This window comes from Paenibacillus sp. FSL H8-0317 (assembly GCF_045040685.1).
Taxonomy (GTDB): Bacteria; Bacillota; Bacilli; order Paenibacillales; family Paenibacillaceae; genus Paenibacillus.
Map to the genome: position 1 here is coordinate 553,300 of NZ_CP150294.1, position 24,751 is coordinate 578,050.

The window sequence follows — 24,751 nt, forward strand, 5'->3', positions numbered from 1 at the left end:
GATCCATACATACAAAGAAAGAGGCCTTTTACATTTAGAGGGGGAGAAAGACATGAGTGAAACTCAGGATAATAAACCAATGAAAGCAACAAAACCTGCCAAACCAAAACATAATCAAAATAAAAAGAAGAAAAAGAAAGGTTTTGTCTGGAATATAAGGAACAAACTATTGGTCTCCTTCCTGGCCGTTCTACTCCTGCCAAGTTTGGCAGTCGGCTTGATCACACTAACGATGGCTGAAGATGGCGTACAAGGACAATTAGTGGATAGTGCCATGCAAAGTGTGAGCACTGCCAATACCATTGTAGAAAGCCAAGTGAATTACAAGATTCATGACATTAACTATTTCGCGGATGCCCTTGATCCGAGCCTGGTCAAAGGGGAAAACGATAGTCCGGAGCTTCAGTTGAAGCTGGAGCAATATCTGGGCTTGCACCCCGATGCCATGAATATTTTTGTAGGAACAACAGATGGAGTCATGGTTCGAGGTAAACCAACAGCGAGCAGCACACGGGGAGATGCATACGATCCTAGGGAGCGGGAGTGGTACAAACTAGCGATGGAAAAGCCAGGTACAGCTGTTGTATCCGCTGTGTCTGTTAATACCGATGGCGTTGCAGTTGTGTTTATCTCCAAAACATTAAAGGACCAATCCGGTGTTGTCGGTTTGTCTCTCGACCTGACAGACCTGCAAGAACAGGCATCCATTAAGGTGGGCAAAGAAGGCTACGTCATTATTATGGATGCAAACAAAAACTATGTTGTATCCCCTGTAGCAGATGCAGGTACGCCGGAAACGAGCGGCTTGCTGGATGAAATGTATGAAGGTCCAGAAGGTCAATTCGATTACGTGTACAACGATCAGCCGAAGATGATGATTTTTTCAACAAATGAAGCAACAGGCTGGAAAATTGCCGGCACGATGCTCAAGAGTGAAGTAACTAATGCAAGTAAGGATATTCGCATGGCCACATTTATTGTTATTCTGGCAGCTACGTTCCTTACACTCCTCTTTATTATATGGTTTACACGCTCCATGCTGCGTCCAATTAAACGACTGCAGGAATCTGCCAGAGCCGTGAGTAAAGGTGACTTGACCGTGAAAATGGAAACAGGGCGTAAAGATGAAGTCGGAGAACTGGCGAAGTATTTTGAACGTATGGTCGATAACCTGCGGATGATGATTCTGGGCGTACAGGAAACGACAGAGCAGGTATCTGCTTCTTCTCAAGAGTTGTCTGCCAGTGCAGAACAAACTACCAAAGCGATTGAACATTCAACACTGGCCATTCAGGAACTGGCTGAAGGTGCAGAGCAGCAGGTAAACAGCGTGAAAGACGGATCGGGACAGATGAGCCGAATGGCAGAAGATGTTCGAATGATGTCGGAGCGTGTACAATCGATTACGGCAAATATGCGGCATACGTCCGGAGCGGCTTCATCTGGGAATGAGGCAGCAGGACAGGCTGTTGAGCAGATGAACAGTATCCAGGAAACGGTGGAGCAGCTGGGGACGGTGGTTCAATCTCTGAATGCCCGTTCCGTTGAGATTGGTAGCATGGTTGATGTCATTGCATCCATCTCCAAACAAACGAACTTGCTCGCATTAAATGCTTCTATTGAAGCGGCAAGAGCGGGGGATGCGGGGCGTGGGTTTGCAGTTGTAGCTGGTGAGGTACGTAAACTGGCAGAAGAATCCGGAAGTTCGGCAGCGCAGATCGGTGAGGTGGTTCATAATATCCGTCAAGACATGGATGCCGCTCTGATCGCCATGAATGCAGCACAGACTCGGGTGGGAGAAGGAATTCAGGCTGTGAATACATCAGGACAATCCTTTGCTCAGATTCGGGAGGCAGTGGAAGATGCTGTTCATACATTGGATGACTTGTCCGCAACAACGAAGCAACTGGAGAGCGGTGCATCCCACGTTGCCAAGGCGATGAGTGATATTTCGAATGTGACCCAGGAATCGGCTGCGAATACAGAATCCGTGTCGGCATCTTCGCAAGAACAACTGGCATCGGTAGAAGAGATTGCATCATCCTCGGCACATCTGAATAGCATGGCAGAACAATTACAAGGACTGCTTGGCATGTTCAAGATGGTGGAGGATACACCGAAGGATAAGGGTAAAGAATAAATTCTAAAATTAGGAACACCATAACTTACCACACATTTTATATTAAAAGAAAATAAAGATAGACAATATTCTTGTTGCCCTGTATAAATATATCGTCTGGTCATTCCGCGCATAGAGCGGTGTAATCTTACAGTATAAGATTGAATTAACGAAATAATATATTGATACAGGGTACAGCAGGAGGCTCTATGGTATACGTAGCAATACTGATTTTTATAGTAACGATCACCTTGGTGATCTGGCAACCTCGTGGATTGGGTATCGGTTGGACTGCCTCCGGTGGGGCATTGCTTGCTCTGCTGTGTGGGGTTGTCAGCTTAAACGATGCCTCGGATGTAGCATCCATTGTATGGAATGCAACGCTGGCCTTTGTCGGCATTATTATGATTTCTCTCATTCTCGACGAGACGGGTTTCTTCGAATGGGCTGCGCTTCATATGGCAAGGCTGGCTGGAGGAGACGGTCGCAGATTGTTCTTCTACTCCATTCTGCTGGGAGCCGCGGTGTCTGCTCTGTTCGCGAATGATGGTGCCGCGCTCATTCTGACGCCAATTGTGCTGGCAATGGTGCGTGCATTGAAGTTTGATGAGCGAATGGTGCTGGCTTTTGTGATGGCGAGTGGGTTTATCGCCGATACCACATCGTTACCGCTGGTCGTCAGCAATCTGGTTAACATTGTATCGGCCGATTTCTTTGGTATCACCTTTGTGGAGTATGCGGTACGCATGGTTGTACCCAATCTGTTCTCAATCGTAGCGAGTACGGGGATGTTGTTTTTGTTCTATCGCAAAAGCATCCCCCTTCGCTACGACATCTCCGCTGCACGTGACCCGAAGGAAGCGATCCGTGATCCACGGATGTTCCGAATCGCCTGGTTCATGCTTGGGCTGTTGTTGGTTGCCTATGCATCCAGTGAGTTTCTGCCGATTCCCGTGTCGGTTATCGTTGGCTCCGTTGCGTTGTTGTTCGCTTTATTGGCACGCAAGAGCGAGGCTGTTGATCTGAAACGGGTAATCAAGGAAGCGCCATGGTCGATTGTGGTGTTCTCCGTGGGCATGTATATCGTTGTATATGGACTGCGTAATGCGGGGTTAACAGATCATCTGAGCCGCTGGCTGGATGCCATAGCAGAGCATGGTTTGCTGGCTGCTTCGCTCGGGATGGGAATTATCGCTGCTGTATTATCATCGGTGATGAACAACCTGCCGACCGTGTTGATTAACCTGCTAGCCATCCAGGGCGCACATACCGAAGGTATCATTCAGGAAGCATTGATCTATGCCAATGTCATTGGTTCTGACCTGGGTCCCAAAATGACCCCGATTGGATCACTAGCCACATTGCTGTGGCTGCATGTGTTATCCCGTAAAGGTGTGAAGATCACATGGGGGTATTATTTCAAAGCAGGCATCATCCTGACGATCCCTACATTGTTAATTACCCTGGCCGGGTTGGCATTGTGGTTATGGATTCTGGGTTAGCAAATTAGATTTTACATTGAGTATGAATAAGATAATCTTTTGTAATGTAAAAGGCTGCTCTCACAGCTGGTGCTAAGCACTGGAAGTGAGCCAGTTTTTTTATTTCCTGCTTTTGTACCTTCTATAGAAGAAACAGATTTTCTTGCTCTATTAAAGAATCAACAAAGCATTTACAGAAGGCCAGCCCATTGTAGGGCTGGCCTTTTTTGCCTACTTCCCAGGCAGGAGATTGAGACGCCTGAGATTCAACGAGCGCTGACACAGCGCAGTACAGGGAAACCGCGATCGTAGTGGAGGGGACGGAATCGATTCTGAAGAAGCGAAGCGTTCGCCTTTGTATCCGAATTTCAACAATTAAGATTATTGATCAAAGAAATTTGGAGACAACAGCGATCAGAAGAACGATCCGTAACCGGAACGGCCACTCAGGGTATCAGCTTACTTAATATATCTATAAGTAAATTTTTTTCATGGAAATCTGGACACAATACGGATTAAAACAACGTCCATTCCCATAGCGACCACTTCAGCGCCAGATTGAATCCCAGATATTTCAAAATGCTGCCGATATTTTTAACATTGCGTTTACAAAACACTGATTTTAAGATGACATACTGAAACTACAATGAGTAAAGAGTTGATGGTGAACAAACAAATTCACAAAACGCCATCACTACATTGGGGGAGGAAAACAAAACATGTTTAAAAAGTTGCCGTTTATTTTGATGACCTTAACGTTCGTACTGGTACTCGCAGCATGCGGATCGAAAAATGACGCTGGTACAGAGGGTGCCGCAAGCAATGGATCAGGAGAAGCTGCTACTGAGCTTAGCGGTAACATTCTGGCAGTCGGATCGACAGCATTGCTACCTCTGGTAGAACAAGCTGGACAGAAATTTATGGCAGTTGATGAATATAAGAACGTAACGGTTCAAGTTCAAGGTGGCGGTAGTGGTACTGGTTTGACACAAGTATCTGACGGACAAGCTACAATCGGTAACTCTGATGTATTTGCAGAAGAGAAACTGGAGGACGAAGCCAAAGTAAAAGAATTGGTTGACCATCAAGTAGCAGTAGTAGCTATGGCGCCAGTTAGCAACAAAGATGCAGGTGTAGAAGATTTGACGAAGCAACAACTGGTCGACATCTTCTCCGGTAAAGTAACGAACTGGAAAGACGTTGGCGGCGCGGATAAAGCAATTGTTATTGTAAACCGTCCGAGCAGTTCCGGTACTCGTGCAACTTTCGAGAAGTATGCATTGGGTGCAAAAATGGGTGATATCCAAGGTTCGATTCAAGAAGATTCTTCTGGTAACGTAAAAAAATTGGTATCTGAAACGCCAGGTGCTATTGGTTACCTCGCCTTGTCTTACTTGGATGACAGCTTGCAAGTATTGAAATACGAAGGTGTAGAAGCAACAGTTGAGAACGTAGAAGCAGGAACTTATCCAGTATGGGCTTACGAGCACATGTACACAAAAGGTGAGCCTGATGCAGCAACAAAAGCATTCTTGGACTACATCTTGAGTGACGAAATTCAACAAAAAGACGTGACAGAACTTGGATACATTCCAATGTCAGGTATGAAAGTAAAACGCGATGCAGCAGGTAATGTGGTTCAGTAATCTTTGAACTTGCGCATACAGCGAAAGAGGCGGACTTAGGTCCCGCCTCTTTACGCGGTTTGCTCTAAAATAATCCCATATTTTGCATTAATTCTACTATAGAAGGATGGTTGTTATGGAACAGACCGAAGGGGGAACGGTAATGAATAACAAGTTGAAACCGCGCCGGCCCTTAAAAGAGAAACATTATTGGGAAGAGTGGACGGGACGGATCTATACGTCGATTTGTGTCGTTTTCCTGATCGTTGTCATGTTTTCCATTGTTTATTTTGTAGCGTCCAAGGGACTATCGACATTTTTCCAAAATGGAATAAGCATAAGTGAATTTCTTGGTGGGAAAACGTGGAATCCAACTGGAGAGCCTGCGTTCTACGGGGCATTGCCGTTCATTACAGGTTCTTTCATTACAACCTTGCTTGCAGCATTGATCGCAAGTCCGCTTGGCCTGTGTGCAGCACTCTTCATGACAGAGATTGTTCCGGGTAAAGGGAAAAAGATCTTGCAGCCTGCGATTGAGCTCTTGTCCGGAATTCCATCCGTTGTGTACGGATTTATCGGTCTGAGTGTCATCGTACCTTTGCTTCGCAGTATCTTTGGTGGAACAGGCGTCGGGATTGCAGCCGGATGTCTTGTTCTCGCGGTAATGATTCTTCCTACGGTGACAAGTATTATGGCAGATGCCTTGTCCGCGTTGCCAAAAGGATTACGTGAATCTTCCTACGCACTGGGTGCCACTCGCTGGCAAACCATCTACCGTGTCATTATTCCAACGACTTTGCCTGCTTTGTTGACAGGTGTCGTTTTGGGTATGGCCCGTGCCTTTGGTGAGGCTCTTGCTGTACAGATGGTTATCGGTAATGCACCGCATGTTCCAACATCCTTGCTTGAATCAGCTTCAACATTAACAAGTGTAATTACACTCAGCATGGGTAACACCACGATGGGTTCTGTTCATAACAATGCACTGTGGAGTATGGCGCTTGTCCTGTTGGTGATGACATTTGTCTTCGTCATTCTGGTTCGCCTGCTTGAAAGGAGAAACCGGGTATGAAAATGAAGGCAAAGACGGTAGATAAAATTGCAACATCCGTTATCGTTGTATTGGCCCTGTTCATTGTTATTCTATTGCTCGGTCTGCTTGGCTTCATCATGTATAGAGGCATTGGGCATATTAGCTGGAACTTCCTGACAAGCGCACCACAGTTGCTTAAGGGTGGCGGCGGGATTGGTCCACAGCTCTTCAACTCCATATTCTTGCTTGTCCTGACCTTGATTGTTACCATTCCACTCGGATGGGGCGGCGGGATCTATATGGCGGAATACGCCAAGCCAGGCAAGATTACCAGCTTCATTCGTCTGGTCGTTGAAGTATTGTCATCATTCCCATCCATCGTTATCGGTTTGTTTGGTCTCTTGCTGTTAGTAAATCAATTTGGTCTTGGTTTCTCCCTGATCTCGGGTGCCTTGGCTCTGGCGATCTTTAACTTGCCACTGATGGTACGGACAACGGAGCAGGCATTCCGGGCCGTTCCGAAGGAACAGAAGGAAGCAGGTCTGGCGCTTGGACTGTCCAAGTGGAAGATTATCACTTCGATTCTGTTGCCTGTGGCATTGCCGAGCTTGATTACGGGTACGATCCTGGCATCGGGCCGGATCTTCGGTGAAGCAGCCGCGCTGATGTTCACCGCAGGTATGAGTAGTCCACCATTGGACTTTACAGATTGGAATCCCACGAGTCCAAGATCACCGCTTAATCCTTTCCGTCCGGCAGAGACACTTGCTGTCCATATCTGGAAAGTAAATAGTGAAGGTATTGGGCCAGATTCCAAAGAAGTGGCAGCAGGTGCATCCGCCGTGCTTGTCATTCTCGTGCTGGCGTTCAATCTAAGTGCACGCTGGATCGGTCGGGTTGTATTCCGCCGCATGACAGCTTCGAAATAAGGAGGAACCAACATGGCCATACCTTTTGGTACGGAACAGTTAAGCATATATTATGGACATTTCCAGGCGGTCAAGCAGATTAGCCTGACGTTTCCTGAAGCAAGCGTAACGGCTCTTATTGGGCCGTCTGGTTGCGGTAAATCCACGTTCCTCCGGTCACTCAACCGGATGAACGACGAGATTGCCGGTTCCCGTACAGAGGGACATATCTGGATGGACGGGAACGATCTGAATGAGCCTGGAACCGATGTAATCAAGCTTCGCCAGAAGATTGGCATGGTGTGGCAGAAGCCGAACCCTTTTCATAAGTCCATCTACAACAATATCGCGTTTGGCCCCCGCTACCGCGGTACGAAGAGTAAGAAGGCACTGGATGAAATTGTGGAAAAAAGCTTGCGCCGTGCTGCGCTCTGGGATGAAGTGAAAGACAGACTGCATGAGTCAGCGCTGTCTCTCTCTGGCGGACAACAGCAGCGCCTATGTATCGCTCGCGCTTTGTCTGTTGAACCACAGATTCTGCTGCTCGATGAGCCGGCATCTGCACTTGACCCGGTATCTACGGGTAAAGTTGAAGAGTTGATTACCGAGCTCAAGAAGGAGCTGCGGATCGTTATTGTTACCCATAACATGCAGCAGGCTGCACGCATCTCGGATTATACGGCTTATTTCTATTTGGGAAGCATGATTGAGCACGGGGATACGGAGCATATTTTTACGAACCCGGACAATCGTCTGACGCAAGAATACATTATGGGTCGTTTCGGTTAATTGGATCATGGAGTGTAACATAGAGTAATAGACAAAGAGATTAAGAAATAATAGAGACAAAAGAAAGCACAATGCCTGGACGGTTGTTCGGGGGTTGTGCTTTTTTAATTTATAATTTCAGTGGGATTTTCTGTATGCGGGATAAACATTATGCTACGATATTTAGTGTGAAGAGAACGTTTACATGACTTCGAAGGAGATGTTGATAATCACTACGGATCAGATGTCTTACGACCATATGGCAGCTCAGATTATACAGAACTACACTATTGAGAAACCTGTCGTTTCATATATTCGTCATAATGAGAATCTGACATATCATGTCGTTGATGAAGCAAGCGGGCAGAAGTATCTGCTACGTATCCATCAAGCCGCATATGCAAGTATGACAGGCATTCAGCATACGCTTCCTGCGCTGGAGGCGGAGATGAATCTGCTTCATGAGTTAAATGCAACGACAGCATTGCGCGTGCAGCATCCGGTACGGAATGTATCGGGAGACTGGGTCACGGTATGGAAAAGTGAAGCGGGTAAAGAAATCTGCTGTACGGTACTGGAGTGGATTGAGGGAAGAGACATCCAGCAGGGAGAACGCCTGACAACAGAGCAGATCTATGATCTTGGGGCACAACTGCAGATGCTTCATCAATATGGGCGTGAGCAGAATCAGACAGATCGAACAAAGGTACGGCCGGCATATGGCAATAGCCATGAGAACTTGGTCATGCTAGGGCAGCTAGAGGAAGGTGTCCGACTGGGGATTTTTACAACGGAAGACTTTGATCTGCTTCGTGAGACGTTTGAGAACATTAATGAGCAGTTAGAAACATACCCGCAGCACGCAGGGACATGGGGGATCATTCATGGGGATATTACTCGCAACAATCTGCTGATAACGGAGCAGGGGATTTCCATGATTGATTTTTGTCTACACGGTTATGGTTATTATCTTTTTGATGCCGGAGGGGCAGCACTTATGTTCAATCGGGAGGAACGTGACATATTTTTATCCGGTTATACCCAACAGATCGCACCACTGACGGATCATGATATTCGATTGATGGAAGGGTTCATGTTGATCTTTACACTGGGTTATTATGCCTTTCAGATGGCGAATGAGTCGAGGCACGAATGGATGAAAGATCGCATGCCGAAGCTGTGCAGCAAGTATTGTAGACCCTATGTACAGAACGAGAGCATCTTCTATGAGTTATGAGGTGTTTCCTTTTCTAGGAGCTATAACTTAGGATTAAGATTGTGAATATTACCTGGGCGTCCTGAACAATCGGGGTGCTCTTTTTGCATGCATTAGATAACGATCTTAATGGACATTTATGAAGAAAGTATAAACTCTGAGGAGAGTCAACTTTTCTTAGCTACAATATAGTCATGGGAGGATGAAGCAGCGATGAGAGACAGCGAGAATATATTGCTGGTGGAGGATGATCCGGAGATTGCCCGTATTTTGAGAGATCATCTACGTCATGAGGGTTATGGGGTAACTTGGGCATCAAGCGGTTTGGAGAGCTGGGAAGACTTTAGGGAGGGAACCTATCAATTAGTCTTGTTGGATCTGATGCTGCCGGAAATGGATGGGTTCACGGTATGCAAAAACATTAGACTGATCAGCGATGTTCCGCTGCTCATGATGAGTGCTCGAATCGAGGAAGAGAGCAAAGTCAGGGGGCTTGGGCTGGGAGCTGACGATTATATTACGAAGCCCTTCAGTCTAACGGAACTTACAGCTCGCATTAAATCTCATCTGAATAGGTACCGCAGATATCAGGGCGTAGAGCCGGATTCAACAGATAGACAGTATAACGATGGGTTATCGATTGATTATTTGAATCAGCGCGCACAGGTTCATGGAGAACATGTGGCACTAACCAACAAGGAATGGGCTTTGCTCATACTGCTTGCTTCTCATCCGGGCCGGGTGTTTACCAAGGCGGAACTGTATGAACATGTCTGGAGTCAGCCAGAGGCGGGGAACTCGAGTACAGTCACAGTTCATGTGAAGAGCCTTCGGGCCAAGCTTGGTGACGAGCCCCATCATCCACGCTGGATTCTGACGGTGTGGGGCAGTGGTTACCGGTTCGTGGGGGAGCCTGAGGAATGAAGTTGAAGTACTGGTTAATGCTTGCCTTCCTCATTGTAATGCTGCTGCCTGTCGCTGCTGGGTGGGCGCTGTACTCCCTGTATAACTATTACAATGATCAGCGTGCCGTAACGGAATATGTAGAGTTGTCCAGACAATTGGCTCCTATTGAACTGGCTTTATCTGACCCGGGACTGTACCAGCTGCACTCGCCTGATGCTTTCGCTGCACTCTCCGAATTGGAGAATGGTCGGGTGAACTTTGATCTGTATTTACCAACAGGGATTCGGGTGTACACATCAGGGGGGAGTACATGGTCTGCTGGAGCTTACACCGTTGGGGGGGCGGAGCTGTATCGTAATTTGTACAACTTACAGATTCGTCATCGTACATTCTCGTTGAAGAAACCCGTATGGGAAAAAGGTGAGTTGGTGGGCATTTACGAAATCGTTATGCTGCGTGGAGATTGGCTGGAAGGCATATCCTTGCGGACTACCTGGGTCATGGGTCTCGCTGCTACTTTCTTTATCCTGTTATACGGAACAATGCTGTGGCTACTATCCCGAAAGCTCTTTCGGCCGATGAAATATCTTATAGAACGAATGGATGCTTTTGCACGGGGAGAGGCTGCTACGGATGTGGTACCTGTTCGTCATGATGAAATGGGCATCTTGCTCCAACAGTTTGATGCAATGCAAGACAAGATCAGACATACTCAGGCCGATGTGGAGAGGGAGCAAAAAGAAAAAGAGCTCATGATCGCCTCGTTATCCCATGATCTGAAAACACCGTTGATGTCCATTAGTGCCTATACGGAAGTACTTAACGGTGATCGTCAACTGAAACGCCTTGAAAGGCAGGAATATCAGGATGTGCTGCTCGGGAATGTGGAGCGGATGAAACAGATGATTAGTGAACTTGAGATGTATACGGCGTTGGGTTCCAGTGAATCGGAGATGGCCATGGTTAAGGTGGAAGGTGAAGAGTTTTTTGATATGCTGCTTGGGAGCTATGAGGGACTTGCCGAGCGTGGTCAGATTGACGTGAAGATGGATGTCCGCACAGATCAACTGTACCGAGTTCATCCCGAACAACTGATGCGCCTGACAGATAATCTGATAAATAATGCACTACGCCACACAAGGACGAACGGTGTAATGGGACTAGGGGTTATTGCTTCAGATTGGGAGCTTCCTGAATGGATTATTCCTTCACTTAGAGCTGAATTGGATAACTACAGGGCGGGAGCAACATTGATCATGGTACAAAACGAAGGTCCTGCTATTCCTGAGGAACAGCTCATTCGTATCTTCGAACCCTATGTTCAACACCAGAATCAGGAGGAGAAGACGTATGCAGGTGGTTCGGGATTGGGATTGAGTATAGCCAAACGGGTTGCAATAAAGCACGGAGGGGATATGCGCATGTGGTCATACGAAGGATATGGAACGCTGGCAGCATGCCGATTGCCTGAACATGGAGAATGTAAACGCAGAGAGGGTGGATAAGATGATGAAAAAAGGATGGATGATGCTGGGTACTGCTGTGTTGGCAGGCGCCCTGCTTGGAGGTTGCGCGGAGAGGGATATGCTGGCTATGTCAGGAGATGAGATGATTGAGAAGGTTGTCTCAGCAGAAACAGAACCCGCCTCGTATTATGCAGAAGGTGTGATGAAGATATGGGCGGATGACAAGCTGACTAACACGATGCAAATTAAGGAATGGGTAGATGGTGAAACCGGACGAAAGCGCACGGAAACATCAGAGAATGGCAATGTCAGTTACGCAGTTAATGATGGAAAGAAGATTATCATATATGAAAAAGAAACAGGGGCAGCATATTCCATGGATGCATCATCCGTGTCACAACAACCTAATCAAACCCAGAAGCAAATATTGCTCGATCAACTAGAGCGGTTACGTACTACGCATGATGTGAATATGATGGGACAGGAGAAACTTCATGGACAGGACGTCATTCATATTGAATTGACACCAAAAGAAGAAGGCGCATTCTCCATATCTTCAGAGTATTGGGTAGATCCCAAAACGTGGATGATTGTCAAAGTAAACAGCGCGTATGGGGATGGAAAATCAGAAATGGTCTATGATCCGATTCAGTATGACCCTGAATTCACAAAGGATACTTTCGTAATTGACATCCCTAAGGAGGTCGATGTGAAGGACTTGAACGATATGATGCAGAATTCCGAAGTAACCCTAGAGGAAGCGGAAAAAGCGTTGGAACAGCCGTTCCTACAGGACATGAGTGGAGAATTCGAACTATCACGGATCGAAATGTCTACATCGCGCGGTGAGCTGAGCAGAGATGAAGTAACCTTGTATTATGTAAGTAACGACAAGGTAGAAGTCAGCCTGACGGTATTCAAGATGCCGGAAGAAAATGTGGACGATACACTAATGCCGGATGAAGCCAAGATTAAGGTTCGTAACACCGAGGGTTCATATATGAAGAGCATTCGGAACATATCATGGAGTGAGAAAGGCTTGCGGTACTCCATCATGGGTGAAAACGAAGGATGGACAAAGGCAAAGCTACAAGCTTGGGCGGAAGAACTGACCCTTCCCAATCCGTCTAGATGAGCTAAAGAATAATAATAAGGTTGCCGCAGAAACGAAGCGGCAGCTTTTTTTGTATATTCTCCTTTTGGTGTGGTGGATATCTATTCGATCTCCTTTCAGTCCATTCCAAAAAGGCAAGAGGGCAACTTCACGTTTACAGTTCAATATGCATATTTATAGAAGACAATCTTGATTTGGTGATGGAGGCAGGAGAAGGGGGCATCGCTGGATGGCTGTTTTATCAACAGGGCCAATTGAAAATAATATAGTGGTGGGAAGCGGTGAGCGTCCTACACAGAGAATTACAGTGAAATTAGACAATTGGAGTCTCACTAGTTTCTCTACCGTTCTGGTTCAAGGCTATTATTTGAATGGGGTTCGCACACTATACGTTGAGGAATTGTTTAATGTTTTGCCTAACCAGGTTATAACAAAAGACTATTATGCAGATTTGGATGCATTTGAGTTTATATTTATCACAGGTGATGATACGGAGGATGAAGTACAGATTTCGGTATGGGGGAAAAACGAGAACGGTCAACTGGTAACGGCACATCGTTTGGTGTCTGAGGAATTGTTAGGAGCGTACCCCGGTCTAGTCGGGGTAACGGGTGCGACTGGAGCCACGGGGACAGCAGGGGTTGCGGGAACAACTGGTCCTACAGGGGTTACAGGCGTTACAGGACTGACAGGAGTTACTGGTCCTCCTGGAGGAACTACGGGATCGACGGGAGAGACCGGTGTCACTGGGACCACAGGAGAGACAGGGTCTACTGGAGCCACGGGAGTTACCGGGAGCACGGGAGGGACAGGGGCGACCGGAGTCACTGGAGATACAGGGGCGACGGGAGTAACGGGGGCGAGCGGAGTTACTGGTGTTACAGGTGCAACAGGCGTAACTGGAGTTACCGGAGTAACTGGAGATACGGGTGCGACAGGACTTGCAGGAACGACAGGAGTCACTGGTGTTACAGGCGCAACGGGAGTAACAGGAGAGACCGGAGTTACTGGAGATACGGGTGCAACAGGCGTTACAGGAACGACCGGAGATACTGGGTCTACAGGTGCAACGGGAGTAACGGGAACGACAGGGGTCACCGGTGTTACAGGCGCAACGGGAGTAACGGGAACGACTGGAGATACTGGTGTTACAGGCGCAACGGGAGTAACGGGAACGACGGGAGTCACTGGTGTTACAGGCGTAACAGGGGCAACTGGAGGTACCGGGGTTACAGGTGCAACAGGCGTAACAGGGGCGACTGGAGATACTGGTGTTACAGGCGCAACAGGCGTAACGGGGACGACCGGAGTTACTGGAGATACGGGAGTGACAGGCGTAACGGGGACGACCGGAGATACTGGTGTTACAGGTGCAACAGGCGTAACAGGGGCGACTGGAGATACTGGTGTTACAGGTGCAACCGGATTGACGGGAGCAACAGGAGTCACTGGAGATACAGGCGCAACGGGAGTAACAGGGACGACCGGAGTCACTGGTATTACAGGTGCGACAGGCGTGACGGGGACGACCGGAGTCACTGGTGTTACAGGTGCGACAGGCGTAACGGGGACGACCGGAGTTACTGGGGCTACAGGTGCGACAGGCGTAACCGGAACAACCGGGACGTCCGGAGTAACGGGAGCAACGGGAACGACCGGAGCCACAGGGGTTACAGGTGCGACAGGCGTAACCGGAACAAACCGGACGTCCGGAGTAACGGGAGCAACGGGAGCGACCGGAGTCACAGGGGTTACAGGTGCGACAGGTGCGACGGGAACAACCGGGACTGCCGGAGTAACAGGAGCAACGGGTGCTACGGGATCAACTGCAGCTTCGGCTCCGGCAGACTCTTCTTTGTTTGCTGATAGCCAGACCACGGCGTTGGGTCTTTCATTAGTAGCTGAAACGACGATTCAGACACTTAATGTACCTGTAGTGGCAGGTCAACGCGTGAAAATCGATAATAGTACACAAGTAGCAATAGTTGTAGGGTCTAACTGGAGTATCGCGTATAACATTAACCTGAGACGTAACGGAGTTTTAATTAATCAATTGCAACTCTCACGAACCGGTAATGCTGCCGGAACGTTAAGGTTTCTTTCCTCCAACACTTACGTGGATACATCCCCGGCTACAACGACTAACGCATACACGATAAGTATCCAATTTACAACCACTACAAGCGTCACTAGTGCCTCAGCGGAAGTGAGAAATCTGAATGCTATTCGTTTCAGTTAAAATAGACATCGAACTTATGATAATTACACGTTACTTTTGTTGACATATATGATGTTGTACATTACTCTATGGGTATACTTGATCATGATCAAAAACTTAGAAATGTACCAATTCGAATCGAATTAAAATAAATACAGCGGATGATAACGAGCGGGAGAGACCTGGGTTAGCCGAGCACAATGGCTAGTGTTCAGGCACCGAAGGAGCAAGCTGCTGCGCACCCGGCGCAGTGGTTAATCTCTCAGGTAAATGTACCATCGTTGGACGCAACTCTGGAGAGTGCGCGAATTGCGCCACCCAAGGGGTATATGATCAGTCAGACCGGTGAACTTGTCTGTAATCGCAGGCAATGCAACTTGTCGTGAGACACTGCTGATCGTGAAACTCTCAGGTATCGAGGACAGAGAGAGGGCCTAAGGCCTTCTTCTGTCCTTTTTTGATGTCATCATATCTAAATAAGGGACATTGTGGATGAAACTCCTGGATCGAAATGACGAATACATTTTACAAATATGAATCATGATTAATAATGGAGGGTTACAAGGTGCGATTTAAAGATGTTTTCTCAATTATTGGTCCGTCGATGACGGGGCCTTCAAGTTCACATACAGCTGGTGCGGCAAGGTTAGGAAGAATTGCTCGTCAGTGGCTGGGATGTACGCCAGATCGTGCCCGGCTAACGTTATACGGTTCATTCGCTGATACGTATCAGGGGCACGGAACAGATCTGGCACTGATCGGCGGTCTGCTGGATTATGTCACAGACGATCCGCGTATCCCGGATGCAGAACAATACGCAGAGGAAGCGGGCATGGAGGTTGAGTTTTATACAAGTGGCCTGCCTGCTCCTCATCCAAATACGGTCAAAATTGAGTTGTGGCATGGAGAACGTGCCTGCTCCTTAATCGGTGCATCCATTGGTGGTGGAAGCGTATCCGTGCATTCGATGAATGATTTTCGTGTTCAGATTAGTGGTGAGTTTCCAACACTCGTTCTGCGGCATGCGGATAAAGCGGGCGTACTCGCGTCAGTGACGTCCACGATCAGTTCATCCGGGGTTAACATCGGGTATATGCAGGTGGACCGGAAAGCCCGTGATGGCGAAGCACTTACCGCGATGGAAATGGATGGTGTGCCTAATCCTGATATGCTCAAGCGTCTAAAGGAGCTGGGCCATGTGCTGGACATTCGTGTTATAGATTTGAAGAGAGGAGTTGATTCGGATGCGGTTTAAACATTTGCACGAACTGAATACGATCTGTACAGCAGAATCCAAAACCATTGCTCAGCTGATGATCGAGGAGCAGGTTCAGGAGACCAATACACCGGAAGCGGATGTTGTGAAGCAGATGTCTGAATATTATCAGGTGATGAAGGAAGCGGTACGCAAAGGGTTAACGGAAGATACAACATCACGCAGTGGGTTAACGGGTGGAGACGGTAAAAAAATGGCCGAGTACATTCGCAAGGGTGAGACTTGTTCAGGAGATGCTTCCGCACTTGCCATGGCGTATGCCCTGTGTGTATCTGAAGTGAATGCCTCCATGGGCCGGATTGTGGCAACACCAACAGCCGGTTCCTGTGGTATTATCCCGGGTGTGTTTATCAGCTCACAGGAGCGATTTGGCTGGACGGACGAACATTTGGTGAACGGGTTGTTCTGTGCGGGAGCGATTGGTTATGTTATCGCGAACAATTCATTTATCTCCGGGGCCGAAGGTGGCTGCCAGGCGGAGGTGGGTTCCGCTATCGGCATGGCTGCGGGTGCCATGGTTGAACTGCGTGGAGGTACACCGGAACAGGTCGTTCATGCCGTTGGTTTGGCGTTAAAAAATACACTGGGCCTTATCTGCGATCCGGTCGCAGGCCTTGTTGAAATCCCGTGCATCGTCCGTAATGGACTGGGTGCAGTTACGGCGCTGGCTGCGGCTGACATGGCCCTGGCCGGAGTGCGTAGTGCCATTCCGTCAGACGAAGTCATCGATGTCATGCTGGAGGTAGGCAGTGCGATGCCGAGCCGCCATCGGGAGACAGCCCAAGGTGGACTGGCCCAGACGCCAACCGGCCGCAAAATGATGCAAAAGCTGGCTAAACCAAAGGCAAAGCGTGCCGAGCCTGAGCAGGAGTCGAAGCCAGCGGATTCTGACACAACTACAAGTGGGGCGGACAATGCTCAAGTGGACAAGGATACTCAGGTTTAAGCTGAACCGGGACCACCGATATATAAATCAGTGACATTATGATGTATAACGGCGAATACAGAATTACAAAACAAGCGTCCGCGAACCCGAATCCGGGTTCTGCAGGACGCTTGTTTTATGCTGCCAGATGAAGCGAAGATAGGCTACTTAGATATGGCTCAGACGTATGTGTATTATAACTCTAGTCCTGGCTCACAGCCGTACTCAGTACGGCATATCCATACGCGGGCAATTCAATGGCGAGTACGTCATCTTCCTTGGCGGTACGATGGTTTCCGCCGAATAACTCGGTCCATTCCTCGTCACCGGCCTCCAGCTCGACAATAGCCGTCTCTTCTGATCGATTGAACAGAACCAGAATTCGTTCCTCCTTACTTTGCCGCTCCAATACCAGTTGGCTGCCATCGGGACGAGCCTGCAGAAAACGAACGGTGCCTTCTGCACGCAGGGCAGGATGAGCATGACGCAAGGAGATCAGTTTCTGATAAAAGTCGAACAACTCTCGGTCCTGCTTCGCTTCATCCCATTCCATGCATTTACGGCAGCCCGGATCATGTTCACCGTCCATGCCAATCTCGTCTCCGTAATAGATGCATGGCGCACCCATGTAACTGAACTGGAATAACGCAGCCAGCTTCATCTTGCGCTGGTCGCCTTCACACAGCGTGAGCAGCCGCGGGGTATCATGGCTGTCGAGCAAGTTAAACGCCACTTCGCTGGCCTGGAGAGGATAACGGGATAACTGTCGCCCGATGGAGTTTGCGAATTGTTCGGCGTGCATTGTATTTTTGACAAAGAAAGCATTCACGGCATCGGTAAACGGATAGTTCATGGATGCATCGAACTGGTCACCTTGCAGCCAGGAGGAAGACTCGTTCCATACTTCGCCCAGAATGTAAGCATCCGGATTAGCCGCTTTGACTACACGGCGGAAATCACGCCAGAATGCATCGTCCACTTCGTCTGCCACATCCAGCCGCCACCCGTCCGCACCCACTTCCTTGATCCAATACTCGGCAACCTCCAGCAGATAGGCCTTCACCTCGGAATTCTCCGTATTGAGCTTTGGCATATGCGCTTCGAATCCGAAGGTCTCATACGTTGGAATGCCATCCTTCACGTCCAGCGGGTATTCGTGTACATGAAACCAGTCCTTGTATTTGGATTGCTCTCCGTTCTTCTGCACATCCACAAACGGCGCAAATGTCTTCCCGGAATGGTTGAACACAGCATCGAGAAGTACGCGAATTCCACGTGCGTGGCACAGCTCGACCAGTCTTTTCACGGTGTCTGCGTCACCAAAGTGCCGGTCTACCCGCAGATAGTCCTCGGTATCGTATTTGTGATTGGTGGTGGCTTCGAAGATGGGTGTGAAGTAGATCGCATTAATGCCAAGATCGCTGATGTAATCCAGATGGTCGATCACGCCCTGAAGGTCACCGCCGAAGAAATTGAAAGGTGTTGGCTCACCGCCCCACGGCTCTACCTTTTCCGGACTAATATCCGGGTTGCCGTTGGCGAATCGTTCGGGAAAAATCTGATAGAACACCGCATCCTTAACCCACGCAGGGGTTGTGAATACAGCTCCGGCATGAATATAAGGGAACTGGAACATACGACCCGGATCGTCCGGTTCTTCTTCCTGGAAGCCCGTCTCGGTCATCCAGATCTGTTCGTCTCCGTTTCTGAGCAGAAAAGAGTATTTCAGTCGGTGGTAGGGAGGTTTCACCTCACCCTCGTAATAATCGAACATGGAGTCAGAGGTGAACTTTGTTAAGGGAACCAGCGCTTTGGTTGCATCCCACGCATATTTATCCCCGGTCAGGGCATGTACCTCGGTCAGATCATTCTTTTTGGCACGCAAACGCAGATGGATTGTATCTTGGTCATAGGCATAGGCCCAGTTTCGTTTCGGTTGATGATAGATGGCTTCCAGCAGCATAATGAATTTCCTCCCGTCAGGTGTGGATATAGTATGTACTTGGTAGACTTGATTAATATGACATTCCCCACATTAATGAATACGCTATAATTAGAATGTGTGGTAACGTAAAGGACTTCAACATTGTTTCAACAAGACATGAATCCATATGTTATAGACAACTTTTATCATGATGATGCTCAGATATATCATTAACCCAATGAGGGCAGAAAGGAAACGAATATTCGGATGAAAACCAAACTGTTATATATTGAAGATGATACGGAAATTGCGACTTGGGTCAGAGCCGATCTGGAGGAGCGCGGTTATGAGGTGGTATGGCTCGGCAGTGGTGAAGGTGCAGCGGAGGCTGCTATCGGTTGCTCACTCATTATTCTGGATGTCATGCTGCCCGGGCTGGATGGATTTACGGTGGGTCAGCGACTGAAAAAAGAGCATCCTGCGGTGCCGATTGTCATGCTCTCGGCCAGAACGTCCATTGACGACAAGTTGCACGGTCTTGATTTTGCCGATGACTATGTGACCAAACCATTTCACCCCGATGAACTGGCTGCCCGTATTGAAGTACAACTGCGGAAGGCGGGAACTGCGGTCTCATCGGATACAGCCCTGAAGCTGGATCATCTCTCCATCTATGAGAAGGACAACCGGATCGTGAATGAGGAGACGGGAAATGAGATTATTTTATCGGGAAAACAGTTCCACATCTTCGCCTACCTGCTACGACATATGGGCATGATTCGAACGAAAGAGCAGATCTATGAAGCCGTCTGGAATGAGCCCTATCTGGATGGGGACAAAACTTTAATGGTACATATTCGACATCTACGCGAAAAGTTGGAGCTTGATCCGGCCAATCCTGTAGTTATTCAGACGGTCCGCGGTGTGGGATATCGTGTGAAGAAGCCATGATCCGCTGGTTCAGCAAACGGAAGATCATGAAGGGAGAACGAAGCATGGATCAAAAACAATCCGGGGGGCGCAAGCTTCGCTTTGGGCGCTCCTTGATGTCCAGATACATCCTCCTGATCTTGGCGGCTGTATTATTTGTGCCCGTTGTGCTTCCGATCATATCCGTTATATATATTGTTGTAGTGAATAACACGGACACAAATAAGAACCGAGCTGCACCTTACGGTGATGTTACCCGGATCAGTAACCTCTGGTCACGTGAAGCGAGGAACCTGGATGGTGCTTCGGATGAAGAGATCAAGGCCCGGTTGGAGCAATTACATGGCTCGTATCCCAAATCTTCCATGTATCGTGTGAATGTGAGTGGTGAAACCCTCTTTATTCTTGGGGGTGAAGATGTAACACTTCTGAAATCCACGTCGCCGGATGGTAGGACAGACACGACATTGAGATGGTCACTGGATTCCGGGCAAACGGCAGAGACTCATATTCCAGCCTTATGGAATGTAAACAATACAGTGCAATTCATGAAAGAAGCTTCCTTTCGCGATCCACTGACCGTAGTTGCATATATTGGCGGAGATGAGCAGGACAAAGGACAGGGATTCATCATCATTGAAGTGCCGCGGTCACTTCTGCAAATGAATCAGAGTAACTGGCCGATGGAACTTTTGTATCTTGGTATCGTAATGACCCTCATCTTTCTGATCTTCATCATTATGTCGATTCTCTTCTTCGCACGGATTCGCAAACGACTTATTCGTTTGCAGACGGCCATGATGACCACAGGCAAGGAAGGCCTCCCGCTTCCGGTAGATATCCGACGGTCAGACGAGATCGGTCAACTGGAGGAATCCTTCAATCAGATGGTTCATCAACTATCCGACAGCCGCCACCGTGAACGCGAGGAAGAACAATTGCGCAAACGTCTCATTGCGGGGCTTTCCCACGATCTGCGTACCCCGTTAACGGTGATTCGTGGACATATGCATGCTTTGCACAAGGAAGAGCTGAGCGAGCAAGGGGACCGTTCACTACATCGCATGGAAGCAAAGATGGAGGACCTCGGCGGGCTCATTGACAACATGTTATCCTACAATTTGCTCACCAGTGGGAAATATACACTGAAGCTGGAAGAGAAAGATATACTGCGGATCGTCAGGGAAACGGCGGCTGCCTGGTACCCGGTCTGGGAGAAAGAACAATTTGAGATTGATATTGACCTGCCAGAGGAACCGCTGATCTGGCAAATGGATGAACAGGGCATGCGCCGTATTCTTGATAATTTGTTCCAAAACGTGATCCGTCATGCCGCCAGCGGGAAATATATTGGTATATCAACTCAGGAGATTCAGGGTGAGACGGCCATCGTTATTCAGGATCGGGGTGCGGGAATGCAACCGAATTCCGACACAAAAGGCACAGGCCTAGGTTTATCCATTGTAGACCTGTTGATTCGTGAGATGGGTCTGCGCAAGCGGGTAGACAGTTCCGATACGGGTGTCCAGACATATATCTACAGTGGTAAGGGAAACCGGGAAACAACAAACCGCTGAAATTGCTTTTTTAAACTAAACTTAAACTAGAGACTACTTTGGCTTTAACCTTGGAAGGTTACGATAGTTCCGAGGTGATCATACAGTGAGTGAAAATATTATTCAAACGGCGAATTTATGGAAAACATACCGGGACCGTGCAGCGGTCCGTGAACTTGATCTGCATATTAAAAAGGGAGATATCTACGGCTTCCTCGGTCCCAACGGCGCCGGCAAAACAACAACGATTCGCATGCTTCTCGGCTTGATTAAACCAACCAAAGGCGTGATCCGTGTCTTCGACAAGGATATCCGCAAGGATCGCATGGATATTTTGCGCCGTGTGGGTTCCTTGGTCGAATACCCATCCTATTACGGACATCTGAACGCAGTAGAGAATCTGGAAACTTTGCGCCGCATCATCAATGTACCCAAATCAAGAATTGCTGAAGTGTTGTCCATTGTAGATCTGACCAAGGATGCCAAACGTTCAGTGAAGGGGTATTCCCTTGGGATGAAGCAACGTTTGGGTATTGCCAGCGCTTTGCTGGGTGAACCGGAGCTGCTGATTCTGGACGAACCAACGAATGGACTTGATCCTGCCGGTATTCAGGAGATTCGGGAACTGATCAAACGCATGCCTCTGGAACATGGCATTACCGTTCTGGTTTCCAGCCACTTGCTGAGTGAAGTCGAACAGATGGCAAGTCGTGTTGGTATAATCCGTGAAGGGAAGATGGTGCTCCAGGATACTATCGCAAGTCTGCATAGTCAGACGGGCAGCTCTATCCGGTTAACGGTTTCCGAGCCGGAAGAGGCTATGAAGCTGGCGAGAGAACAGGGACAATTTGGTCAGCAGCAAGGTTCTGCGTTAACGTTCCCTTATATGGATAACAGTTCAGTGGCACTGCTTGTGCGCCGATTAATTGAGCAGGATCATGATGTGTATCGTGTAGAGGAACAACGTCAGTCGCTGGAAGATCTGTTCATGCGGGTCATTGGCGAGGGGGCTTCCATATGACCGGGCGTGCATTATCGTCAGACTGGCTCAAGATTCGGGGGAAAGGGATCTGGTTTCTTGTTTTTCTGGCCCCTCTTGGATTGACAGCGATGCAGGCGCTTAATTTTGGCTTACGGCTGGACTATCTGAAAGAGCAGTATGCAGATAACCTGTGGGGCGGATTATTGGGCAATGTGGTTGTCTTTGTGCCCTTGTCTCTGATGCTGGGAGCAACCATTCTCAGCTCCATGATCGCTAATGTTGAGCATGAACAGGGATCGTGGAAACAGTTGCTCGCGATGCCCATTCCCAGACCAGCCGTGTATTTAGCCAAGTTCCTGCTTGCTTGTGTGCTGCTGGTGATCTCCTGCCTGCTGCTAACCGCAGGAATTGTGGGTCTGGGTCTGATCCTCGGATTCCATGCCAGCGAAATACCTTGGACACATGCGATCAAGCTGGGGCTATTGCCTTTAGCTGGTGCACTTCCGGTGTTGTCACTGGAGTTGTGGCTCACGATGGTTAACAAGAATCAGGCGCTTCCCGTCACCCTGGGCATCGTTCTCGCGATAACGGGTATGTTCTCACTCAGTATCTCACCGAGCTTTCCGCTCGCTTGGGCACAGATGGCCTGGAATGGGCCTAATCCATACCTGTATGCAGGCATGGGGGCAGGTCTGGGGTTATTAATCCTGTTGCTGGGTATGGTGCATTTTAGCCGGAAGGATGTGGCCTGATATGAGCTTTGCGACAACGTACTTCCGAATCTTGTCCGCTGAACGATTGAAAATGAGCAAATCGCCCATATGGCTCCTGATTCTGCTGAGTCCACTCATTGCGCTGCTCATCGGACTGTTGTCCACTCCATCGGGAAATTGGCAGGTATTGATGACTACGATGGTTTTCCTGCACGGATTGTTATTGTTACCGATGCTCACTGGCGTGTTTACGTCCTTTGTCTGCCGTTTCGAACATGCAGGTGGAGGGTGGAAGCAGATGCTAGTTTTGCCGCTCACACGTTCAGGTGTATATGCAGGTAAACTGACGATTGTACTCATGCTTCTGGCGGGTACGCAAGTATTGTTGCTGATGTCCATTCTGCTGGCAGGCATGATTCACGGCATTACGATGCCAGTACCTTGGGGATTCTTGGTAGGCAAACTACTGCTTGGGTTGCTGGCCTGTGTACCCTTGGCTGCCTTGCAGATGTTCGTTTCATTGGTGTGGAGCAGCTTTGCCGCACCGCTCGCACTGAATTTTGCACTGACCATACCGAATATTCTCATTGTAAACTCGGCGACATATGGGCCGTATTATCCATGGGCACAACCGATGATTCTGATGACACCCGTGGACGGCGGAGGTTTCGGAGCCTACAACGTGCCACTGATGACGATGCTGGCGGTTGTTGGAGGCAGTGCTGTTATTTTTATTGGAATCGGCATGATGTATTTTGCGAAAAAAGAAATCTGAATAATTCGTTACACACTTGGTTATCGTAGGTCCAAATCCTCTTTAAGCAGAACATGCAAGCTCATTGTATGTATGCTTCAGGAGGATTTTTTCTAATGTCTGACCCACCCATCATGAATAGTCAGCTCTCGAATGATCTTGGCTGGTGCTCCGGCTACAAGCGTATTCTCGGGGACATCTTTGGTTACTGTGCTTCCGGCAGCCACAACTGCATTTCTGCCGATAGTGACGCCGGGAAGTATGAGCGCTCCTGTACCAATCCAGGCATTATCCTGAATTACAATCCGCTTGGCAGTTTGGCTCCCGTCATCCAGCGAGTCAATTCGGTGGTAGGCACTGTCGAATATGCTTGTTCGAGGACCAATCATAACGTTATTGCCGATGGTCACTTCAACGTTAGCGGCAATCCCGACTCCTGCATTAATCATGACGTCATCGCCAATCGTTAATCGCGCGCCTTTGACCACGGTTAACTGGGTTCCCCAAGGTTTGCCTATGATGTTGAGTCGCTTTCCCACCTGCAAGTCACCCAATCTATTCAGATAAACCTTACCCCTGATTCGTGGCAGCAGGCCCATTGAGGGCTGGATTTTACCAAAGATGGCCAAGCCTCTTAGTTTACCGTAAGCAATTTTAACTCTGTTGGGCAGCATGATTCATCCGTCCTCTCCGTAGTCAAAAAACGTTTTTTAACGATTATAGCCTTTTTGATACAAATTGTATCGTTAATTTTATATCAAGGCATCGTAAGAGCGGATGATCTCTCTTTCTTTGGGAAGCTTTGATTCAGGCGGGATATCCAATGAAACAACCGTT

General features: G+C 48.4%; 20 protein-coding genes and 1 riboswitch. Of the genes, 18 read left to right on the forward strand and 2 right to left on the reverse strand.

Annotated elements, in window-relative coordinates; all coding sequences use genetic code 11:
- Nucleotides 1-52: 52 nt before the first annotated feature.
- The 13 genes from MHB43_RS02790 (at nt 53) to sdaAA (ending at nt 17,076) form a co-directional block, all read left to right on the forward strand.
- Nucleotides 53-2,140 (forward strand): methyl-accepting chemotaxis protein, encoded by a 2,088-nt coding sequence (locus MHB43_RS02790; protein ID WP_405131277.1) that lies wholly within the window; start codon nt 53-55, stop codon nt 2,138-2,140.
- A 188-nt stretch (nt 2,141-2,328) separates the two neighbouring features.
- The gene (locus MHB43_RS02795) at nt 2,329-3,621 is read left to right on the forward strand and encodes an arsenic transporter (protein ID WP_405131278.1); all 1,293 of its coding nucleotides are present in this window, start codon (nt 2,329-2,331) and stop codon (nt 3,619-3,621) included.
- A gap of 698 nt (nt 3,622-4,319) precedes the next feature.
- Complete coding sequence (locus tag MHB43_RS02800) at nt 4,320-5,246, forward strand: phosphate ABC transporter substrate-binding protein PstS family protein (RefSeq protein WP_405131279.1); 927 nt, start codon at nt 4,320-4,322, stop codon at nt 5,244-5,246.
- 115 nt (nt 5,247-5,361) lie between these two features.
- Nucleotides 5,362-6,297 carry a phosphate ABC transporter permease subunit PstC gene (pstC, locus tag MHB43_RS02805; protein WP_017690972.1) on the forward strand — a complete coding sequence of 312 codons (936 nt, stop codon included), beginning with the start codon at nt 5,362-5,364 and terminating at the stop codon, nt 6,295-6,297.
- 2 nt (nt 6,298-6,299) lie between these two features.
- Nucleotides 6,300-7,187 (forward strand): phosphate ABC transporter permease PstA, encoded by an 888-nt coding sequence (pstA, locus tag MHB43_RS02810; protein WP_339185299.1) that lies wholly within the window; start codon nt 6,300-6,302, stop codon nt 7,185-7,187.
- Between the two features lie 12 nt (nt 7,188-7,199).
- Nucleotides 7,200-7,955 (forward strand): phosphate ABC transporter ATP-binding protein PstB, encoded by a 756-nt coding sequence (gene pstB / locus MHB43_RS02815; protein WP_036616781.1) that lies wholly within the window; start codon nt 7,200-7,202, stop codon nt 7,953-7,955.
- A 184-nt stretch (nt 7,956-8,139) separates the two neighbouring features.
- Complete coding sequence (locus tag MHB43_RS02820) at nt 8,140-9,171, forward strand: phosphotransferase enzyme family protein (RefSeq protein ID WP_405131280.1); 1,032 nt, start codon at nt 8,140-8,142, stop codon at nt 9,169-9,171.
- 192 nt (nt 9,172-9,363) lie between these two features.
- Nucleotides 9,364-10,074: a response regulator transcription factor gene (locus MHB43_RS02825; protein ID WP_339181492.1), complete on the forward strand. Its 711-nt coding sequence runs from the start codon at nt 9,364-9,366 to the stop codon at nt 10,072-10,074.
- Entirely contained in the window at nt 10,071-11,561 is a 1,491-nt protein-coding gene (locus tag MHB43_RS02830; protein WP_405131281.1) for a sensor histidine kinase, read from the forward strand. Before MHB43_RS02825 ends, MHB43_RS02830 begins: the two co-directional genes overlap by 4 nt.
- Before the next feature lies 1 nt (nt 11,562).
- Nucleotides 11,563-12,657 (forward strand): LolA family protein, encoded by a 1,095-nt coding sequence (locus MHB43_RS02835; RefSeq protein WP_405131282.1) that lies wholly within the window; start codon nt 11,563-11,565, stop codon nt 12,655-12,657.
- 208 nt (nt 12,658-12,865) lie between these two features.
- Nucleotides 12,866-14,875 carry a collagen-like triple helix repeat-containing protein gene (locus tag MHB43_RS02840; protein ID WP_405131283.1) on the forward strand — a complete coding sequence of 670 codons (2,010 nt, stop codon included), beginning with the start codon at nt 12,866-12,868 and terminating at the stop codon, nt 14,873-14,875.
- Between the two features lie 141 nt (nt 14,876-15,016).
- A riboswitch (glycine riboswitch) is annotated at nt 15,017-15,141 on the forward strand.
- A gap of 278 nt (nt 15,142-15,419) precedes the next feature.
- Complete coding sequence (gene sdaAB / locus MHB43_RS02845; RefSeq protein WP_405131284.1) at nt 15,420-16,109, forward strand: L-serine ammonia-lyase, iron-sulfur-dependent subunit beta; 690 nt, start codon at nt 15,420-15,422, stop codon at nt 16,107-16,109.
- Nucleotides 16,099-17,076: an L-serine ammonia-lyase, iron-sulfur-dependent, subunit alpha gene (gene sdaAA / locus MHB43_RS02850; RefSeq protein WP_076215963.1), complete on the forward strand. Its 978-nt coding sequence runs from the start codon at nt 16,099-16,101 to the stop codon at nt 17,074-17,076. Before sdaAB ends, sdaAA begins: the two co-directional genes overlap by 11 nt.
- 181 nt (nt 17,077-17,257) lie before the next feature.
- On the opposite strand, the gene MHB43_RS02855 is transcribed toward sdaAA, so the two are convergent.
- Complete coding sequence (locus tag MHB43_RS02855; RefSeq protein ID WP_405131285.1) at nt 17,258-19,018, reverse strand: alpha-glycosidase; 1,761 nt, start codon at nt 19,016-19,018, stop codon at nt 17,258-17,260.
- 228 nt (nt 19,019-19,246) lie between these two features.
- Between MHB43_RS02855 and MHB43_RS02860 the strand changes: the two genes are divergently transcribed.
- The 5 genes from MHB43_RS02860 (at nt 19,247) to MHB43_RS02880 (ending at nt 23,935) form a co-directional block, all read left to right on the forward strand.
- Nucleotides 19,247-19,930, forward strand: coding sequence for a response regulator transcription factor (locus MHB43_RS02860; protein ID WP_221823748.1), 684 nt, complete (start codon nt 19,247-19,249; stop codon nt 19,928-19,930).
- A 44-nt stretch (nt 19,931-19,974) separates the two neighbouring features.
- Nucleotides 19,975-21,486 (forward strand): histidine kinase dimerization/phospho-acceptor domain-containing protein, encoded by a 1,512-nt coding sequence (locus tag MHB43_RS02865; protein ID WP_405131286.1) that lies wholly within the window; start codon nt 19,975-19,977, stop codon nt 21,484-21,486.
- A gap of 85 nt (nt 21,487-21,571) precedes the next feature.
- Nucleotides 21,572-22,486, forward strand: a complete 915-nt coding sequence (locus MHB43_RS02870) for an ABC transporter ATP-binding protein (protein WP_036672188.1) — start codon at nt 21,572-21,574, stop codon at nt 22,484-22,486.
- Nucleotides 22,483-23,199, forward strand: coding sequence for an ABC transporter permease (locus tag MHB43_RS02875; protein WP_047840344.1), 717 nt, complete (start codon nt 22,483-22,485; stop codon nt 23,197-23,199). The genes MHB43_RS02870 and MHB43_RS02875 overlap by 4 nt, the downstream gene beginning before the upstream one ends.
- A gap of 1 nt (nt 23,200) precedes the next feature.
- Complete coding sequence (locus MHB43_RS02880; RefSeq protein ID WP_339181512.1) at nt 23,201-23,935, forward strand: ABC transporter permease; 735 nt, start codon at nt 23,201-23,203, stop codon at nt 23,933-23,935.
- Between the two features lie 92 nt (nt 23,936-24,027).
- On the opposite strand, the gene MHB43_RS02885 is transcribed toward MHB43_RS02880, so the two are convergent.
- Entirely contained in the window at nt 24,028-24,588 is a 561-nt protein-coding gene (locus MHB43_RS02885; RefSeq protein WP_091038205.1) for a DapH/DapD/GlmU-related protein, read from the reverse strand.
- Nucleotides 24,589-24,751 lie beyond the last annotated feature (163 nt).

Excerpts from the sequence above, each read along its gene's own strand:
- MHB43_RS02820 (WP_405131280.1), top strand. The coding sequence starts at position 8,140 with ATGACTTCGAAGGAGATGTTGATAATCACTACGGATCAGATGTCTTAC.
- MHB43_RS02790 (WP_405131277.1), top strand. The coding sequence starts at position 53 with ATGAGTGAAACTCAGGATAATAAACCAATGAAAGCAACAAAACCTGCC.
- MHB43_RS02860 (WP_221823748.1), top strand. The coding sequence starts at position 19,247 with ATGAAAACCAAACTGTTATATATTGAAGATGATACGGAAATTGCGACT.
- MHB43_RS02855 (WP_405131285.1), bottom strand. The coding sequence starts at position 19,018 with ATGCTGCTGGAAGCCATCTATCATCAACCGAAACGAAACTGGGCCTAT.
- pstC (WP_017690972.1), top strand. The coding sequence starts at position 5,362 with ATGGAACAGACCGAAGGGGGAACGGTAATGAATAACAAGTTGAAACCG.
- pstA (WP_339185299.1), top strand. The coding sequence starts at position 6,300 with ATGAAGGCAAAGACGGTAGATAAAATTGCAACATCCGTTATCGTTGTA.
- MHB43_RS02800 (WP_405131279.1), top strand. The coding sequence starts at position 4,320 with ATGTTTAAAAAGTTGCCGTTTATTTTGATGACCTTAACGTTCGTACTG.
- MHB43_RS02865 (WP_405131286.1), top strand. The coding sequence starts at position 19,975 with ATGGATCAAAAACAATCCGGGGGGCGCAAGCTTCGCTTTGGGCGCTCC.
- pstB (WP_036616781.1), top strand. The coding sequence starts at position 7,200 with ATGGCCATACCTTTTGGTACGGAACAGTTAAGCATATATTATGGACAT.
- MHB43_RS02840 (WP_405131283.1), top strand. The coding sequence starts at position 12,866 with ATGGCTGTTTTATCAACAGGGCCAATTGAAAATAATATAGTGGTGGGA.
- MHB43_RS02825 (WP_339181492.1), top strand. The coding sequence starts at position 9,364 with ATGAGAGACAGCGAGAATATATTGCTGGTGGAGGATGATCCGGAGATT.
- MHB43_RS02830 (WP_405131281.1), top strand. The coding sequence starts at position 10,071 with ATGAAGTTGAAGTACTGGTTAATGCTTGCCTTCCTCATTGTAATGCTG.
- sdaAA (WP_076215963.1), top strand. The coding sequence starts at position 16,099 with ATGCGGTTTAAACATTTGCACGAACTGAATACGATCTGTACAGCAGAA.
- MHB43_RS02835 (WP_405131282.1), top strand. The coding sequence starts at position 11,563 with ATGATGAAAAAAGGATGGATGATGCTGGGTACTGCTGTGTTGGCAGGC.
- MHB43_RS02875 (WP_047840344.1), top strand. The coding sequence starts at position 22,483 with ATGACCGGGCGTGCATTATCGTCAGACTGGCTCAAGATTCGGGGGAAA.
- MHB43_RS02880 (WP_339181512.1), top strand. The coding sequence starts at position 23,201 with ATGAGCTTTGCGACAACGTACTTCCGAATCTTGTCCGCTGAACGATTG.
- MHB43_RS02795 (WP_405131278.1), top strand. The coding sequence starts at position 2,329 with ATGGTATACGTAGCAATACTGATTTTTATAGTAACGATCACCTTGGTG.
- MHB43_RS02885 (WP_091038205.1), bottom strand. The coding sequence starts at position 24,588 with ATGCTGCCCAACAGAGTTAAAATTGCTTACGGTAAACTAAGAGGCTTG.